The organism is Erwinia oleae (genome assembly GCF_000770305.1).
Taxonomy (GTDB): domain Bacteria; phylum Pseudomonadota; class Gammaproteobacteria; order Enterobacterales; family Enterobacteriaceae; genus Erwinia; species Erwinia oleae.
On record NZ_JNVB01000040.1, the window covers coordinates 11,689 to 26,109 of the forward strand.

A 14,421-nucleotide genomic window follows, 5' to 3' on the forward strand; every position below is an offset into this window, starting at 1 on the left:
TCAGATGACCCTGCCTTTCAGCACCCGGAACGCCCAGCTGTTATAGGCAAGCGTCAGGGGCATCACCACCGCCAGTCCCCACAGCACAAAGCGCTGCGCAACCGGCGACGCGGCGGTTGCGTTTAGCGGCAGAAGATCGGGGATCAGCCACGGCCAGACGCTCAGCATCCCGGCCGCCAGCCAGCACACGGTGAGCAGCAGCGCCGCCAGCAACGGGGCAAAAGGACGCTCACCGTACAGCAGTACAGGCAGCGCAATGCACAGCGCGCCCGCCGCTGCGCAGAACGCTTTCCCGGCCGCAAAGTGCCAGGTTGCCTCCAGTCGCGCAGGAAGCAACAGCGCCACGCCGATCGTCATCACAATGGCGATAACCAGAAACAACCCGGCGAGCAGGCTGGCGCGTTCGCCGGTTTCGCCCCCCAGCCGCCAGCGCGTCCAGCAGCAGCCCAGCAGCAGGTAACCGGCCATCGCGCCGCAGCCGCAGAGCGCCGACGTTAATGAGAACCAACTGCCGGACGACACGCCGTTCAGCATTGCCCCCGTCAGCGCGCCCTGAAAGAATGCCGCCGTTGCCGAGCCAAGCGCAAAAGCGCGATCCAGCAGGCGCTTCGTCCGCGCCGAAGCGTGACCCCGGTACTCCAGCGCAAAGGCGCGGACAAACAGCGCAAAAAGCATAATAAACAGCGGAATATAAAGCGCGGTAAACAGCTGCGCGGCCGCCGCCGGAAAGAGCGCCAGCAGGCCGCCCGCCAGCAGCACCAGCCAGGTTTCGTTGGCGTCCCAGAGAGGCAGGATGGTGAGCGCCAGTCGATGCCGCTCCTCCTCACCGTGAAACCATCCAAACAGCATGCCAACGCCAAGATCGGCACCGTCCAGCAGCACGTACATCATCAGGGTAAAGGCCAGCGCGGCGGCGGCCAGATCCGGGAGATTAAGCATCACCCTCTTTCTCCTTACCGGCTGCGTTGTCCGGCGGCAGGGGGGAAGCAACATAGTGCAGGAAGTAGCGCAGACCGGCGGCAAAGGCGATGGCATAGATAATCACCACGGCGGTCAGCGACGCGCTGACCCAGGCGGAAGGCAGCGGCGAAACACCCTGCGCGGTGCGCAGAACGCCCCACACTGCCCACGGCTGTCGGCCCACCTCGGTGACTACCCAGCCCGCCAGCATCGCCGCAAAGCCCGCCGGCGACAGCAGCACCAGGCTTTTCAGCAGCCAGCGCGCGCCGTACAGCCTTTTGCGCAGGCGCAGGAGAAAAACGGCCAGGCTGGCGGCAAACATGATGATGCCCAGGCCAACCATCAAACGAAAAGCAAAAAACACCAGCGCCACCGGCGGCAGATCGGTTTTGGGAAACTCGCTCAGGCTCTGAATGTGGCCGTGCAGATTGTGCCGCAAATAGAGCGAAGCGATATCCGGTATGGCTACCTCCGCCCTGTTGCGCTGCGCCTCTGCATCGGGAATGGCGAACAGCCGCAGCGGTTCGCCTTCGCCCTGCGGCGGTCTGCGCCAGTTGCCCTCCATCGCCGCCACTTTCTGCGGCTGATATTCCAGCGTGTTTTCGCCGTGCAGATCGCCAATAATAATCTGCACGGGCATCAGGATCAGCGCCAGCCACATTGCCAGCGACAGCATCAGGCGCGCGGTTTCCGGCTCTATTCCTTTCAGCAGCCGCCACGCACCCACGCCCGCCACCAGAAAAGCCGTAGCCAGCAGCGCGGCCAGCACCATGTGCGTCAGCCGCCACGGGAACGAGGGCGCGAGAAGAATGGTCAGCCAGCTCTCCGGCTGAAGGATGCCCGCCGCATCAAGCGTAAAACCGGTCGGCGTCTGCATCCAGGAGTTGGCTGCGAGGATCCAGAAAGCGCTGATCAACGCGCCCAGCGCCACCAGCAGCGTCACCAGGAAGTGCACGCCCGGGCGGATGCGATCCAGCCCGAAAATCATCACCCCGGCCAGCGCCGACTCCATAAAAAATGCCACCAGCACCTCATACAGCATCAGCGGGCCGAGAATGCCGCCAGTTCGCCGCACCAGCTCGCTCCAGTTGGTGGCAAACTGAAACTCCATCACCCCCCCCGAGACGGTGCCGACGGCGATAGTCAGCGCAAAAATCTTCAGCCAGAAGCGATAGAGGCTGCGATAGCGCCGATCGCCTGTCCACAGCCACATTCCCTCAAAAAAGGCCAGAAACTGCGCCAAACCCAGCGCAAAGGCGGCGAGCACAATATGCAGCCCGATCGTCACCGCAAACTGCCCGCGCGACAGTAGCAGCGTCAGATCGGCATCAGGCATGGCTTTTTCCCCCACTATTGCGGGTGATGGGCTTTTGCGGGCTGCTCTCCAGCGAGGCGGAAACCGCACACAGCCCCCACAGCCGTTGCCCCTCGCAGGTAAGGGTGCAGGTGATATGGCTCATTTCATGGCTCCGACAGGGCAAAGCGCGCTTCCCTGCGCCCTTTCCATTTCTTTGCAACGTTATGTACTTTCCAGCGTAGTCGCTGGCAGGGGATCCCGCCTCTGTCGCGATTATCTATACTTCTCAGATAAGATTTTTTTATGTCAGGCAAGGAGCGGCAATGAATAAACAACTGGTCGATGCGGCGGAAGCGTTAGGTAAAGCGCTAAAAGCAATGGCGTTAAAAAGTGTTACGGCAGAGTCATGTACCGCCGGCCTGGTGAGTATGGCGCTCGGCGCCGCGCCGGGCAGTGGTGATTTCTTTACTACCGGGCTGGTGACCTACACCGATGAGGCCAAACATCGGGTGCTTAACGTCTCTGCCGGGACGCTGCGTGAATATACCGCCGTGAGCGAAACCACCGTGCGCGAAATGGCCACTGGCGCGAAGGCGCTGACCGGCGAGGCGGTGAGCCTGGCGATAACCGGCTATGCCGGGCCGGACGGCGGCGAAGACGGTACGCCAGCGGGCACCGTCTGGTTTGCCTGGGCATTTCCCGATGGTCGGGTGCAAAGCGAGATGAAGTACTTCCGCGGCGAGAGCGAGGCGGTTATTCATCAGGCGGCGTTGTTTGCGCTGGAGCGCTGCCGCCAGCTGTTGCATCACCCGGCGTAATTGCGTTTTATGACGCGACTGACGGGATTCACCAGAGAATATCTGCTCATGTTTCCATCGCAACAGCCGATACAGAGAGAACAACTCTGGCGAGGGGAACATGATGAAAAATCCAGCTTACCATCTCATAATGGCCGTTAGCGTTGTGCTGGCGCTGCTTACGTCACCCGTTAATGCTAAGGCGCCTGATGGCGCTACTGCGCTCTGCCGGGATGGCACCTACAGCTACAGCGCCCATCGTCGGGGCACCTGCTCACATCATGGTGGCGTTGCACAATGGCTGTGAAGAGCGGTGCTGTCGCTGACGGCGGGTAAAACGTCGAAAAGTCATACAGGGTTGTGCGCGCGGTTTCTTCGTGCAATTCCCCAAATTTCAGTGAAACGTGACCGCCGCGAAGGTCTTTTTGATGAATTCGTGATGACGCGTTCACAAGCGTCATGAACGCTTCGCGCCGAGCATGAAGACAGGTTACAAGTGACAGAACCCTGTTCACAAGGAGCCAACCATGTCTTCCAGCGCAAATTCAGACGCAGTGAGCTATGCCACCTCTACCGCTAACGCTACCGCCGCCGACAGTGGCGATCGTATCGAGAGCATTCAGCTTTCGCTGGCTTTTTTGCCGCTGGCCACGCCGGTCAGCGACGCCAAAGTCCTGACCGGTCGCCAGAAACCGCTGACCGAAGTTGCCCTCATTTTCGCTGAGATCCGCAGCCGCGACGGTTTTGAAGGTATTGGCTTCAGCTACTCAAAACGCGCGGGCGGCCAGGGCATCTACGCCCACGCGAAAGAGATCGCCGACAACCTGTTGGGCGAAGATCCAAACGATATTGATAAAATTTATACCAAACTGCTCTGGGCGGGCGCGTCAGTTGGCCGCAGCGGCATGGCGGTGCAGGCGATTTCGCCTTTCGATATCGCGCTGTGGGACATGAAAGCAAAGCGCGCCGGGCTGCCGCTCTCAAAGTTGCTGGGCGCCCATCGTGACTCCGTGCAGTGCTACAACACCTCCGGCGGCTTCCTGCACACGCCGCTCGATCAGGTGCTGAAGAACGTGGTGATTTCGCAGGAGAGCGGCATCGGCGGTATCAAACTCAAGGTCGGGCAGCCCAACGCCGCTGAGGACATTCGCCGTCTGATCGAAGTACGTAAGGCGCTGGGCGACGATTTTCCGTTAATGGTGGACGCCAATCAGCAGTGGGATCGCGAAACCGCGATTCGTATGGGCCGTAAAATGGAGGCGTTCAACCTGATCTGGATTGAGGAGCCGCTGGATGCGTACGACGTGCAAGGCCATGCGCAGCTGGCGGCGGCGCTGGATACGCCGATCGCTACCGGCGAGATGCTGACCAGCTTCCGTGAACACGAGCAGCTGATCCTTGGCAACGCCAGCGACGTCGTACAGCCCGACGCGCCGCGCGTCGGCGGTATATCACCGTTCCTGAAAATCATGGATCTGGCGGCGAAGCACGGCCGCAAACTGGCGCCGCATTTTGCCATGGAGGTGCACATCCATCTGGCGGCGGCCTACCCGCTGGAGCCGTGGCTGGAGCATTTCGAGTGGCTCAACCCATTGTTCAATGAACAGCTTGAACTGCGCGACGGACGGATGTGGATCTCTGACCGACACGGCTTGGGCTTCACGCTGAGCGAACAGGCGCGTAAATGGACCGTGTTGCAGTGCGAGTTTGGAAAAAATCCGTAGCGTTTGCCGGTCGCGCACCAATAATCAGGTGCGCGACCGATTGTACTAAAATGGCCCCCACTTGATAGCGACACCGATCAGCAGCATCACCACGCAGATCGCAAACCAGACGGCGACCAGCGGCGCGACAAAGCGCAGCCACTTGCCGAAGGAGACGTTGGCGGTCGCCAGCACCGCCATCAGCACGCCAGAGGTCGGGCTGATGCTGTTGACAATTCCTTCGCCCAGCAACACGGTTTGCACCATCACCTGACGCGTCAGACCGAGGTTGTCGCCCAGCGGCGTGAAGATCGGTACCAGCAGCGCCGACTCTCCGGAGCCTGAGGAGATGCCGAAATGCATCAGCGCCGCGCTGATAAACATGCCGATGGTGGCCCCTGACGGAGGAATCGGCGCCAGCAAATCAGAGAGGAAGCCAACGATAGGATCGAGCACGTCGCCCTGCTGCAACACCAGCGAAATCGCCCCGGCCATGCCGACGATAAACGCGCCTTTGACCAGTTTCGCGCAGCCACTGAGGAAGGTGTTGGCAATGTCGGAACCGGACATCCGCCCGATAATGCCCACCACCACCGCCAGCAGCACAAACATCGCCGACATCTCATTGGTTTCCCAATGGTAGCGGATCACGCCGCCGATAAAGATCAGCAGCGCCACTACCACGGTGGCGAGGATCAGTTTATGCCGTCCCGTCACCTGGTGGATTTCACCCGCCTCAATCGGCTGCGTGGGACGCAGGTTTCCCTCCCGACGCGCGCGGCGCAGGCTGCGGATCAGAAACAACACGGCGCTGACCACAAACAGCAGGCAGGTCAGGCCGCGCAGCAACATCCCTGAAAAGAGCGGCAGCTGCGCAAGATGCTGAGTCAGACCGGTGGTGGCCGGATTCATGATGGCGACGTTAAAACCGGCGGCGCAGGTCAGGTAGACCAGCGACGCGCCGAGAATCGGCGGCAGGCCCAGCGATCGCGCCACCAGCAGCCCGATAGGCACGAACGCCACCACCGCGTTGACCACCACGCCCGTGGTGCCCAGCAGGGCGAATATGGCCCCGAAGATCAACACAATACGCGTATCGCTCAGGCGCGTACTTCGTGACAGCGCGTTCAGCGCCGTAGCAATCGCGCCGGTCGCCTCCACCACCGCCAGCACGCCGCCGGTGAAGAGGATCAGAAAAATCACCGAGGCGGATTTCACCATCCCTTTGGCGATAGCGGTGAAGATCTCCAGAGGATATACGCCTGCCTGCGGCACCGCATGCAGGCTGCCTTTCACCGCAAACTTGATGCCTTCACGCGTGACATAATCAAATTTTCCCGCCGGGATCAGCCACGTCGCAATCGTCGCCACCACCAGAATGATAAACAGCAACAGATAGGGGCTTTGTTCGCTGGACGGCGGGGTGGAAGTCCTGGTGTTTACCTGCGGCATGCGTCCTCCTTATCGCGGGTGATCTCCAGCAGCAAACCGGCCAGCAACGCCGTGCGCGGTACGATGTCGGCAATGATAATATGTTCATGTCTGGCATGAATGCCTGCGCCGGTGGCACCCAGCCCGTCGAGCGTGGGTATGCCCAGCGCGGCGGTATAGTTGCCGTCGCTGCCGCCGCCGACCGCTTTTCCTTCCACGGCGAAGCCAAGCGCCTGCGCCACACGCTGCGCCTGCGCCAGTAGCGCCAGCGAAGCCGGTGTCTGCTGCATCGGAGGACGCGACTGCTCGCCGCTCACCGTCAGCGTAATCCCGTCAAGGCAGGGCGAAAGCTGGCTGATGGCCTGATGAATACGCTGCGCTTCTGCCTCGCTGGTGACCCGCGTATCAATGCCAAGCTCGGCCCGATCGGCCACCACGTTGATGCGACTGCCGCCGCGCGCGATACCTACGTTGACCGTTGTGCCGCGTTCCGGGGTGTTCAGCCCGTGCAGGTAGAGGATCTGCTGCGCCATTTCCTGAACTGCGCTGATCCCCTCTTCCGGGTTGTTTCCCGCATGGGCGGCAAAACCGGTGATGGCAACGTCGTAGCGTCCGGTGCCTTTGCGGGCAATCTTCAGCGCGCCGTCGCCCGCTGTCGCCGGTTCCACTACCAGTACCTGCGCAGAGCCACGAGCGTGATCGGCTATCCAGCCGCTGGAGCAGGGGCTACCCAGCTCTTCGTCGCTGTTGCAGAGAAAAACAATTCGCCCGGCAAGTCCTTCAGTCGCCACCAGCGCGCGCACCGCCCAGATGGCCTGCACCAGACCGGCCTTCATATCCAGCACGCCGGGGCCGTGCAGCCTGCCCTCTTCTTCGCGCAGCGGCAGCTCGCCGTTGTCCCAGACCGTATCAAAATGCCCGAGGAGGGTGGTCTGTGGGCCGCTGTCGCCCAGCGAGAATTTGAGCAGGTTGCCATAGTCCTGCTGAGGTTCAACCTGCGCCGCGATGCCAAGCCGCTGCTGCATAATGCTTTGCAGAACATCGCCGCAGCGATCCACCGCGTCTTTATCCGTCGAGGGCGATTCTGCCAGCACCAGTCGTTTGATATCAGCCAGAATTTCATCGGCATGCTGCGTTAAATAATTTTTTATCTTTTCCATGCTATTACCCGCCTGTCAGAGTGGAGTAAAGCAGTATGTGCAGAAATTCTGCTCAAAAAGAATGTCGTGTAACTGCTAATATTGTTGTCCTGAGAGCAACAGTTGCCTGGAAAGTGTGATGTCGTCTATATGGCCGGAAAAATCCATAAGTTATCTGTATGAAGTGGGCGTTCAGGGTGGGATCCGCCGGGCGGCAGATATGCTTGGCGTGAACCCGTCGGTGATCAGTCGGCAGATTGCGCTGCTGTCGCGAACCATGCAGCTTCCTTTGCTTGAGCGCCGCGGGCGCAGCGTGGTGCTGACCGAGGCGGGCAGGATGCTGGCGGAGGATTACGCGCAGACCAGCGCGCGCCGCAACAAGCTCTCCCGCCAGCTCAGCGATATGCGTCATATGCGCGGCGGCTCCGTATCCCTTCGTGTCGGGCAGGGAATGGTTGAGGATGTAATACAGCACGTTATTCGGGAGTTCTCTGTCGCCTGGCCCGGCGTGTTTGTCGATATTATGTCCGGCGACATGCAAACCACCCTGACGCTGATCGCCAGAGGCGAAGTCGATATGGCCGTGGCTTTTGGTCCGATGGGCTCTGCGGCCCTGAAACGCCACAGTTTTCATCGCGGCCCCATTTGCGCCATCGTGCAGCCGGAACATCCTGTTGCCCGCCTGAGTCAGGTCACCGTTGAGGCGTTAACGCATCACAGACTGATTGCCATGAGCGATAACTTTGGGCTGCAACATCACATCAACGCCATGTTCAAAAGTGAGGGGCTGATTTTTACGCCGCACTACTGTTGCAACCTGTTTTCCAGCGCTATTGCGCTCAGCCAGGCCGGCCTGGGGATTGCTTTTATGACCGCGCATACGGTGAAAATGCCGCTGCGCCAGGGCAGCCTGGTGGCGGTGCCAATCGACCACCGCATTGCGCAGGAAAGCCAGTGCCATTTGCTGCGCAGCGCCGACCGGCGTCTCACGCCCGCCGCGCACTTCCTCTGGCAGCTGCTGAGTAAATTTTTTAACGCCGTTGAAGCGCGATGATTTCCATGCGGCTTAAGGCTGCACGCAATCGTAGTCGCCGGAAATTTTTATCTGGCTGCGGCTGGTTCTGACGATCTCTGCATGCAGCTGCCCCGGGCCGCCCTGTTTCACGTAGTCCATTTTGTAATCGCCCTGGAATTTTGTGGCGGCAACGATCCAGTGTGTCTTCACGTTATCCCAATCGCCCTCTTTCTTCAGAAAGGTGATTTTCTGCACCTTTGGCTTTACGCCGTTGATACGGATCTGCTCTTTATTGCCGGAAGAATGGGTGAAAATGAACTTGCCGCAGGTCATAAACGGCGCGTCATTTTTTGCGGCCTCCGCATGAGCGGCGAGCAGTAAGAGGGGAAGCAGCAGGTTAAAATAAGATTTACAGGTCACCGTATGACGCGCTCCTGAGAGGAAACAGTGCTTAAAGCGTAGCACGCAAAAAAACGGAGACGTAAAACGTCTCCGGCAGGTGTGATCAGAACGCGTCCTGTTCAAGATAGCGCCATGCGTACTGCGCATACAGTTCCGCCCCGTTGATCATCACATCTTCATCAATATTGAAGGCGCCGTGATGGTGTGCCCGATCGCTCCCTTTCTCCCGGTTGCGGCAGCCCAGCAGCGCAAAGCAGCCGGGAATATTTTCCAGATAAAAGCTGAAGTCTTCGCCGCCGGTGGTCGGCTTTTCTGCAAACAACGCCTTTTCGCCAAACGCGTCGCCAATCACCGACTGCGCCAGCAACGCGCTGCGCGCCTCGTTAATGACCGGCAGCGTGCCATAAGTGTATGCCACCTCCGCTGTGGCGCCGTAAACGGCGGCGGTGTGCTGCGCATAGCGCTCAATCGCCGCCCGCAGACGCTCGCGCGTGGCAACGTCAAAGCAGCGCACCGTGCCGTCAAGCTGCGCGTTTTCCGCGATCACGTTGAAACGTGTTCCCACCTCCATGCGCCCGATAGTCACCACCGCCGACGCCAGCGGCGAGGTTTCTCGCGCCACAATGGCCTGGAGATTCATCACAAACGCCGAGGCCACTACCGCCGCATCAATGCAGGCTTCCGGCATTGAGCCGTGCCCGCCGCGCCCTTTGAACGTCACCCTGAGCAGATCGGCAGAGGCGAAGCTCGACCCTGCGTTGCAGGAAATTTTCCCTGAATCGGTGGTGGTCCAGATATGCATGCCAAACACGTTATCCACGCCCCCGATCGCACCCTGCTTTACCATGGCTTTTGCGCCTTCAGCAATCTCCTCGGCGGGCTGGAAGATCAGCCGCACGCTGCCGCGTAGCGCTTCGCGGTTCTCCTGTAGCGCAATGGCCGCCGTCAGCAGCATCGCCGTGTGCGCATCATGACCGCAGGCATGCATGATGCCGTCGGTGCCGGATTTGTAGCTCAAGCCGTCATTCAGTTCCTGAACCGGTAGCGCATCCATGTCGGCGCGAAGCGCCACCGTTTTACCGGGTTTGCCACCGGTGATCTCCGCGATCGCGCCGGTAGGTTCGGTTAAGCGGTAGCGAATACCCGCTTTTTCCAGCGCCTGCGCAACTTTTTGTGTGGTGCGGACTTCCTCCCAGGGCAGTTCCGGGTGTGCATGCAGATCGCGTCGAAAGGCGATCATTGCCTGGCTGTGCGTGCGTACTGACTGCGAAATCGCTTTATTAATCATAAAATTACCTGTCCCTTATCATTTTCACCGTGGGGGAGATAACCTCCCCGCCCTTACGGATGTATTGGTAATCGATCCGACTGTTCAGCCAGCCAGCGGCGTAAGATAACCGACCATGATGCCGGCGAGCACTACGGACACCAGGGTAACGGAAACAAAACCGCCGACCAGCATCGGTGCCAGCATATGCTGCATCAATACTTCGCGCTCTTTTTCATCCTGCGTCAGCGCGGTGACGGCTTCGTTAGTGATAATGTAATCAGCCGGGAAGCCGTACATGGCGGTGAGTGAGATGGCAAACGCCATTTCCGTACTTACGCCAAAGGCTCTGCCCGCCAGCCAGGAGACAATAAACATGCCGACAACGGCGGTGGCGATAAGCACCACCATCGGAAAAAGCAGCCGTAGCAGCATCTCCGGCGTGGCGCGGTTCAACGTGTCGAAGATGAAAAGCATCAGCGCCATCACCGCAAAGCCGAAGCCGTTCGCCTTCTGCAACGGCTGTTTTTCCAGAAAACCTAACGAGGTCGCTATCACCCCGAACAGCAGGCACAGTACAAACGGACTAATGGACATCACCGGCGCCAGCCAGCCAGAGACGGCCCAGGCGCAGCAACTCACCACAGCGAGGCGAAAAAATTTGAAGTAGCTGGTGTTATAACGCGCCGGAAATGCGCTAAAAAGGTGCGGCATCGGCTCGTCTGCGGAGATCTGCACGCGCTCATCCGGCAGCGGCACGTCTGCGTCTGGCTGCCACTCGCCGCGTCGGTACTGGTACAACACGCGGCGACCTTCACGCTGTAGCATGATGGCGGTCAGCGGATAACCCGCAAACCCCTGCATCACGTAAATCAAAATAGCGAATACCGACAGATCGACCAGCCCGGCGCTGGCCGCGCCTTTGGACATGATCAGGGCGGAGACGATGCCGCCAACCAGCGGTGGGATAGTGACAATCGCGGTATTGGTATCAAAAAACAGCAGGCAGGCGACACAGACCGCCGCCACGATCCCGGCAATGCCGGAGAGCGAAATGACAATCGTTTTCCACTGCCGCAGCAGTTCCGGCACCGACAGCAGCGTACCCATATTAGTGATCAGCAGATACATCAACAGCACCGCGACGACGGTGGGAATACCGGCGATGCTGATGATATCTTTTGGAAAGAAGCTCCAGTAACCAAGCAGAAACAGCACGGCGCAGACAAAAACAGACGGGATCCAGGCCCTGGTTTTCACGGAGACAACGTCGCCGATATACAGGATGCCGGTGATGAGCAACAGCGCGAACATCTGTGACATGTTTAAAATCCATTTTAATTGGTTATAAAAAGCGATTACCCGGCAATAAACGCCAGAAATCAGCCTAACCTTCCATAAGGTGGCGATGCCACACGCGTCTTTCAGTAAGAACGCGACGCCGTCAGGAACACTGACGAACAATTTGATAATAAACACATTATTTCGATCGGGTAAACCTTTTATCTACGATGAGGCCTGACCTCGTTGTACATTCTGAAGCAAATTATTGGCGTGGGGAGTTAACGCCTCACCGTGTCTCTTCCGCCCAACGGCCCGAATGCTTTACTATGAGGTTCTGTTCATTAATAACGTGTGTTAAACGTTAACCGGAATAACATGGCTATGAAAGATCTGCCGCCCGGCGCGACGCTGCGCGCCTTTGAGGTTGCCACGCGGCACGCAACCTTCACCGCCGCCGCCGAAGAACTGCACATTACCCAAAGCGCGGTGAGTCATCAGTTAAAAAATCTGGAAGATCTGTGGGGATTGCAGCTCTTTCAACGCGGCAGGTCGTTAAGCCTGACGCCCGCCGGTGCGGCGCTCGCGCCCATCGTACGGGAATTTTTTACCCGTCTGGAAGCGACCCTGTCCGATTTGCGTGAGCAAAAAGGTAAAGTGCGCCTGAGCGTCAGCACCACCTACTCCTTCGCACTGAAATGGCTGCTGCCGCGTATACCGGATTTGTCACGTCAGCATCCTGAAATTCTGCTCACGCTGGAAACCACCGATAAAGCGATTAACTTTGCGGACAGCGAATCAGACGTGGCGATCCGTTTTGGTCAGGGCAACTACCCGGCGCTGTTTTCAGAATTCCTGTTTCGTGAACAGATCTTCCCGGTCGCCAGCCCCGATTTACTTAACCGCTTCGGCGTACCGCATGAACCGGCAGAACTGCTGCGTTATCCGCTGCTGACGCGCGATGGCGCCGATCTGGTGCCAAAATGGGAGGTGTGGTTCCAGCACGTGGGTACCACGATTTCTGCGCTGCGTGAAAGCGTCCGCTTTGCGGATACCAATATGACCCTTGAGGCGGCGCTGTTGGGCCAGGGGATTGCGCTGGCCCGCAGTGGGCATGTCGAGGCGGAGATCGGCAGCGGCGCGCTGGTGAGATTGTTTGACGTGCCCTTTTCTTCGCCGGTCGCCTACTATTTCGTCTGCCCGAAAGGCATTGAATCACAGCCACACATTATTAACTTTCGCCACTGGCTTCTTCAGGCATCTGAAAAGGCGCAGCAAAGCTATGGGCAGGCATGAGTTTTTGCTCATGACCTGATGAGGAGACATCGTTTCACTAAACGGTCGGAGATGCTTAAGCTAAGGTATGCCTCTTAATATTATTGCACTGACGCTTTTCGCGGCGCTTCTGCATGCGAGCTGGAATGCGCTCCTGCGCGGCGGCAGCGACAGACTCTGGTCGATGACCGTTATGTGTCTGGCCGTTACGCTCGCCAGCGCCCTGATGGCGATGTTCCTGGCGCCGCCCGCCAGGGCAAGTTGGATGTGTGCGGCGCTGTCAGCACTGCTGCACGTGGGCTATAACCTGTTTCTGGTGAAAAGCTATCAGACAGGAGATCTCGGGCAAACCTATCCCATCGCGCGGGGATCTTCACCCCTGTTAATTACCCTCGCGGCCGCCGTTTTCGCCGGAGAACGGCCAGAGGCAAGCGCGATGGCGGGTATTGCGCTGGTATCGGGTGGCATTATTTTTCTTGCCTTTAACGGACGCAGGCTGGCGGCGCCTAATCTGCCCTATGCGCTGGGCACCGGCTGCTTCATAGCGGCTTATAGCGTAACGGACGGCATCGGCGTGCGGCTTTCCGGCGATGCGCTGGCCTATACGGTCTGGATGAGCGCGCTCTGGGGCGTGTTGATGCCCGCGGTATACATTTCTCTGCGCGGCGCACGCAGTTTATTTACGCTGCGGCCCGGATTCTCCGCGGCTTTCGGCGGCGGGCTGGTTTCGCTTCTGGCTTACGGCATGGTGATTTATGCCATGTCCGGCGCGCCAATGGGCGCGGTATCGGCCCTGCGTGAAACCAGCGTGCTGTTCGCCGCCTTTATCGGTTACTTTTTTCTGGGTGAAAAGCTGAGCGTTCGTAAGGTACTGGCGTGTATGTTGATTGCCGTCGGCACAATGGTCATTGGCTGACGATGGTCTGAGAGTCATCATGAACAGAGGATAACGGTATGGCTGATAATCTGAGTATTGCGCTTGTCGGGCCGGGTGCGATTGGCGCGACCATCGCGGCGGCGCTTCATGAAGCCGGCCGCACGCCAACCCTTTTTGGCCGCACTGCGCATCAACGGCTGGAAGTGCGCTTCGGGGATGGCCAGATTGTGGTACCCGGCCCGGTCAGAACCGATCCCGTCAGTATAAAAAAAACCGTCGACCTGGTGTTTGTGGCAATTAAGTCAACCCAGGTGGAAGCGGCTGTTCCGTGGCTCACGGCCTTATGCGATGAGAAGACCGTTGTGTGCATACTGCAAAATGGCGTGGAGCAGAAAGCGCGCTTTGCGCCCTGGCTCGCCGCCAGCCAGATACTGCCTTCGGTGGTGTGGTTTCCTGCTCAGCGGGAAGCAGATAACGTCGTGTCGCTACGGAGCCAGCCGCGTCTCACCCTGCCGGATTCGCCTGCCGCTCGCGTGGTGCTGACGGCGCTGGAAGGAACGCGCTGCGCCGTTGATGTTGCGGCAGATTTCACGACCGTCGCATGGAGAAAGCTGCTGCAAAACGCGGTCGCCGGGCTGATGGTGCTGTCAGGCCGGCGCGCCGGCATGTTTTCACGCAGCGATATCACCGGACTGGCTTTGGCCTATTTACAGGAGTGTCTGACGGTGGCGCGCGCCGCAGGCGCTAAACTGAGCGATGATGTGCCGCAGGACATTGTCCGGAGCTTTCAGGGCTATCCGGCCGACACGGGCACCTCAATTCTGGTGGATCGCGAGGGAGGCCATCCGCTGGAATGGGATATCCGCAACGGCGTTGTGCAGCGATACGGCCAGGCGCATGGCATTTCTACGCCGATCAGCGATGTGATTGTGCCGCTGCTGGCTGCGGCGAGCGACGGGCCGGGCTGAGGAGAGTCC

At 59.3% G+C, this 14,421-nt stretch carries 15 protein-coding genes; 7 read left to right on the plus strand and 8 right to left on the minus strand.

Going from position 1 to position 14,421, the window contains the following annotated elements:
• Genes GS12_RS13795 through GS12_RS25150 form a run of 3 tightly spaced genes read right to left on the minus strand, consistent with a single transcriptional unit; the run spans nucleotide 1 to nucleotide 2,420 of the window.
• Nucleotides 1-939: a cytochrome d ubiquinol oxidase subunit II gene (locus tag GS12_RS13795; RefSeq protein ID WP_052118459.1), complete on the minus strand. Its 939-nt coding sequence runs from the start codon at nucleotides 937-939 to the stop codon at nucleotides 1-3.
• Nucleotides 932-2,296, minus strand: a complete 1,365-nt coding sequence (locus tag GS12_RS13800; RefSeq protein ID WP_052118462.1) for a cytochrome ubiquinol oxidase subunit I — start codon at nucleotides 2,294-2,296, stop codon at nucleotides 932-934. The genes GS12_RS13795 and GS12_RS13800 overlap by 8 nt, the downstream gene beginning before the upstream one ends.
• Nucleotides 2,289-2,420, minus strand: a complete 132-nt coding sequence (locus GS12_RS25150) for a hypothetical protein (protein ID WP_268747357.1) — start codon at nucleotides 2,418-2,420, stop codon at nucleotides 2,289-2,291. The genes GS12_RS13800 and GS12_RS25150 overlap by 8 nt, the downstream gene beginning before the upstream one ends.
• 160 nt (nucleotides 2,421-2,580) lie before the next feature.
• On the opposite strand from GS12_RS25150, the gene GS12_RS13805 reads away from it, so the two are divergent.
• The 3 genes from GS12_RS13805 to GS12_RS13815 all read left to right on the plus strand — a co-directional run bounded on the left by GS12_RS13805 (nucleotide 2,581) and on the right by GS12_RS13815 (nucleotide 4,778).
• The gene (locus GS12_RS13805; RefSeq protein ID WP_034948009.1) at nucleotides 2,581-3,075 is read left to right on the plus strand and encodes a CinA family protein; all 495 of its coding nucleotides are present in this window, start codon (nucleotides 2,581-2,583) and stop codon (nucleotides 3,073-3,075) included.
• 100 nt (nucleotides 3,076-3,175) lie between these two features.
• A complete protein-coding gene (locus tag GS12_RS24005) occupies nucleotides 3,176-3,361 on the plus strand; it encodes a DUF3761 domain-containing protein (protein WP_084089711.1) in 186 nt (61 codons plus the stop codon).
• 220 nt (nucleotides 3,362-3,581) lie between these two features.
• Nucleotides 3,582-4,778 carry an L-talarate/galactarate dehydratase gene (locus GS12_RS13815; protein WP_034948015.1) on the plus strand — a complete coding sequence of 399 codons (1,197 nt, stop codon included), beginning with the start codon at nucleotides 3,582-3,584 and terminating at the stop codon, nucleotides 4,776-4,778.
• 45 nt (nucleotides 4,779-4,823) lie between these two features.
• On the opposite strand, the gene GS12_RS13820 is transcribed toward GS12_RS13815, so the two are convergent.
• Together GS12_RS13820 and GS12_RS13825 are read right to left on the minus strand one after the other, a co-directional pair.
• On the minus strand, nucleotides 4,824-6,209 hold the full coding sequence (locus GS12_RS13820; RefSeq protein ID WP_034948018.1) for a YfcC family protein: 1,386 nt from the start codon (nucleotides 6,207-6,209) through the stop codon (nucleotides 4,824-4,826).
• Complete coding sequence (locus tag GS12_RS13825) at nucleotides 6,197-7,348, minus strand: M20 family metallopeptidase (protein WP_034948021.1); 1,152 nt, start codon at nucleotides 7,346-7,348, stop codon at nucleotides 6,197-6,199. Before GS12_RS13825 ends, GS12_RS13820 begins: the two co-directional genes overlap by 13 nt.
• Nucleotides 7,349-7,475: 127 nt before the next feature.
• On the opposite strand from GS12_RS13825, the gene GS12_RS13830 reads away from it, so the two are divergent.
• Nucleotides 7,476-8,381 carry a LysR family transcriptional regulator gene (locus tag GS12_RS13830; RefSeq protein ID WP_200884525.1) on the plus strand — a complete coding sequence of 302 codons (906 nt, stop codon included), beginning with the start codon at nucleotides 7,476-7,478 and terminating at the stop codon, nucleotides 8,379-8,381.
• Between the two features lie 12 nt (nucleotides 8,382-8,393).
• Here the strand turns inward: GS12_RS13830 and GS12_RS23020 are convergent, their stop codons facing one another.
• From GS12_RS23020 to GS12_RS13845, 3 genes are all read right to left on the minus strand, one after another.
• Nucleotides 8,394-8,762, minus strand: a complete 369-nt coding sequence (locus GS12_RS23020; RefSeq protein ID WP_052118460.1) for a hypothetical protein — start codon at nucleotides 8,760-8,762, stop codon at nucleotides 8,394-8,396.
• A gap of 85 nt (nucleotides 8,763-8,847) precedes the next feature.
• On the minus strand, nucleotides 8,848-10,032 hold the full coding sequence (locus tag GS12_RS13840) for an amidohydrolase (RefSeq protein ID WP_034948027.1): 1,185 nt from the start codon (nucleotides 10,030-10,032) through the stop codon (nucleotides 8,848-8,850).
• A gap of 84 nt (nucleotides 10,033-10,116) precedes the next feature.
• Entirely contained in the window at nucleotides 10,117-11,334 is a 1,218-nt protein-coding gene (locus GS12_RS13845; RefSeq protein ID WP_034948029.1) for a hypothetical protein, read from the minus strand.
• Nucleotides 11,335-11,676: 342 nt separating this feature from the next.
• Between GS12_RS13845 and gcvA the strand changes: the two genes are divergently transcribed.
• The 3 genes from gcvA (at nucleotide 11,677) to GS12_RS13860 (ending at nucleotide 14,412) form a co-directional block, all read left to right on the plus strand.
• Nucleotides 11,677-12,588, plus strand: a complete 912-nt coding sequence (gene gcvA, locus GS12_RS13850; RefSeq protein WP_034948073.1) for a transcriptional regulator GcvA — start codon at nucleotides 11,677-11,679, stop codon at nucleotides 12,586-12,588.
• Nucleotides 12,589-12,655: 67 nt separating this feature from the next.
• Complete coding sequence (locus tag GS12_RS13855) at nucleotides 12,656-13,483, plus strand: DMT family transporter (RefSeq protein WP_034948032.1); 828 nt, start codon at nucleotides 12,656-12,658, stop codon at nucleotides 13,481-13,483.
• Nucleotides 13,484-13,521: 38 nt separating this feature from the next.
• Entirely contained in the window at nucleotides 13,522-14,412 is an 891-nt protein-coding gene (locus tag GS12_RS13860; protein WP_034948035.1) for an oxidoreductase, read from the plus strand.
• Nucleotides 14,413-14,421 lie beyond the last annotated feature (9 nt).

Coding starts and splice junctions, on each gene's coding strand:
- GS12_RS25150 (WP_268747357.1), bottom strand. CDS start 2,420: ATGAGCCATATCACCTGCACCCTTACCTGCGAGGGGCAACGGCTGTGG.
- GS12_RS13795 (WP_052118459.1), bottom strand. CDS start 939: ATGCTTAATCTCCCGGATCTGGCCGCCGCCGCGCTGGCCTTTACCCTG.
- GS12_RS13820 (WP_034948018.1), bottom strand. CDS start 6,209: ATGCCGCAGGTAAACACCAGGACTTCCACCCCGCCGTCCAGCGAACAA.
- GS12_RS13845 (WP_034948029.1), bottom strand. CDS start 11,334: ATGTCACAGATGTTCGCGCTGTTGCTCATCACCGGCATCCTGTATATC.
- GS12_RS13840 (WP_034948027.1), bottom strand. CDS start 10,032: ATGATTAATAAAGCGATTTCGCAGTCAGTACGCACGCACAGCCAGGCA.
- gcvA (WP_034948073.1), top strand. CDS start 11,677: ATGAAAGATCTGCCGCCCGGCGCGACGCTGCGCGCCTTTGAGGTTGCC.
- GS12_RS13855 (WP_034948032.1), top strand. CDS start 12,656: ATGCCTCTTAATATTATTGCACTGACGCTTTTCGCGGCGCTTCTGCAT.
- GS12_RS24005 (WP_084089711.1), top strand. CDS start 3,176: ATGATGAAAAATCCAGCTTACCATCTCATAATGGCCGTTAGCGTTGTG.
- GS12_RS13825 (WP_034948021.1), bottom strand. CDS start 7,348: ATGGAAAAGATAAAAAATTATTTAACGCAGCATGCCGATGAAATTCTG.
- GS12_RS13860 (WP_034948035.1), top strand. CDS start 13,522: ATGGCTGATAATCTGAGTATTGCGCTTGTCGGGCCGGGTGCGATTGGC.
- GS12_RS13815 (WP_034948015.1), top strand. CDS start 3,582: ATGTCTTCCAGCGCAAATTCAGACGCAGTGAGCTATGCCACCTCTACC.
- GS12_RS13805 (WP_034948009.1), top strand. CDS start 2,581: ATGAATAAACAACTGGTCGATGCGGCGGAAGCGTTAGGTAAAGCGCTA.
- GS12_RS13800 (WP_052118462.1), bottom strand. CDS start 2,296: ATGCCTGATGCCGATCTGACGCTGCTACTGTCGCGCGGGCAGTTTGCG.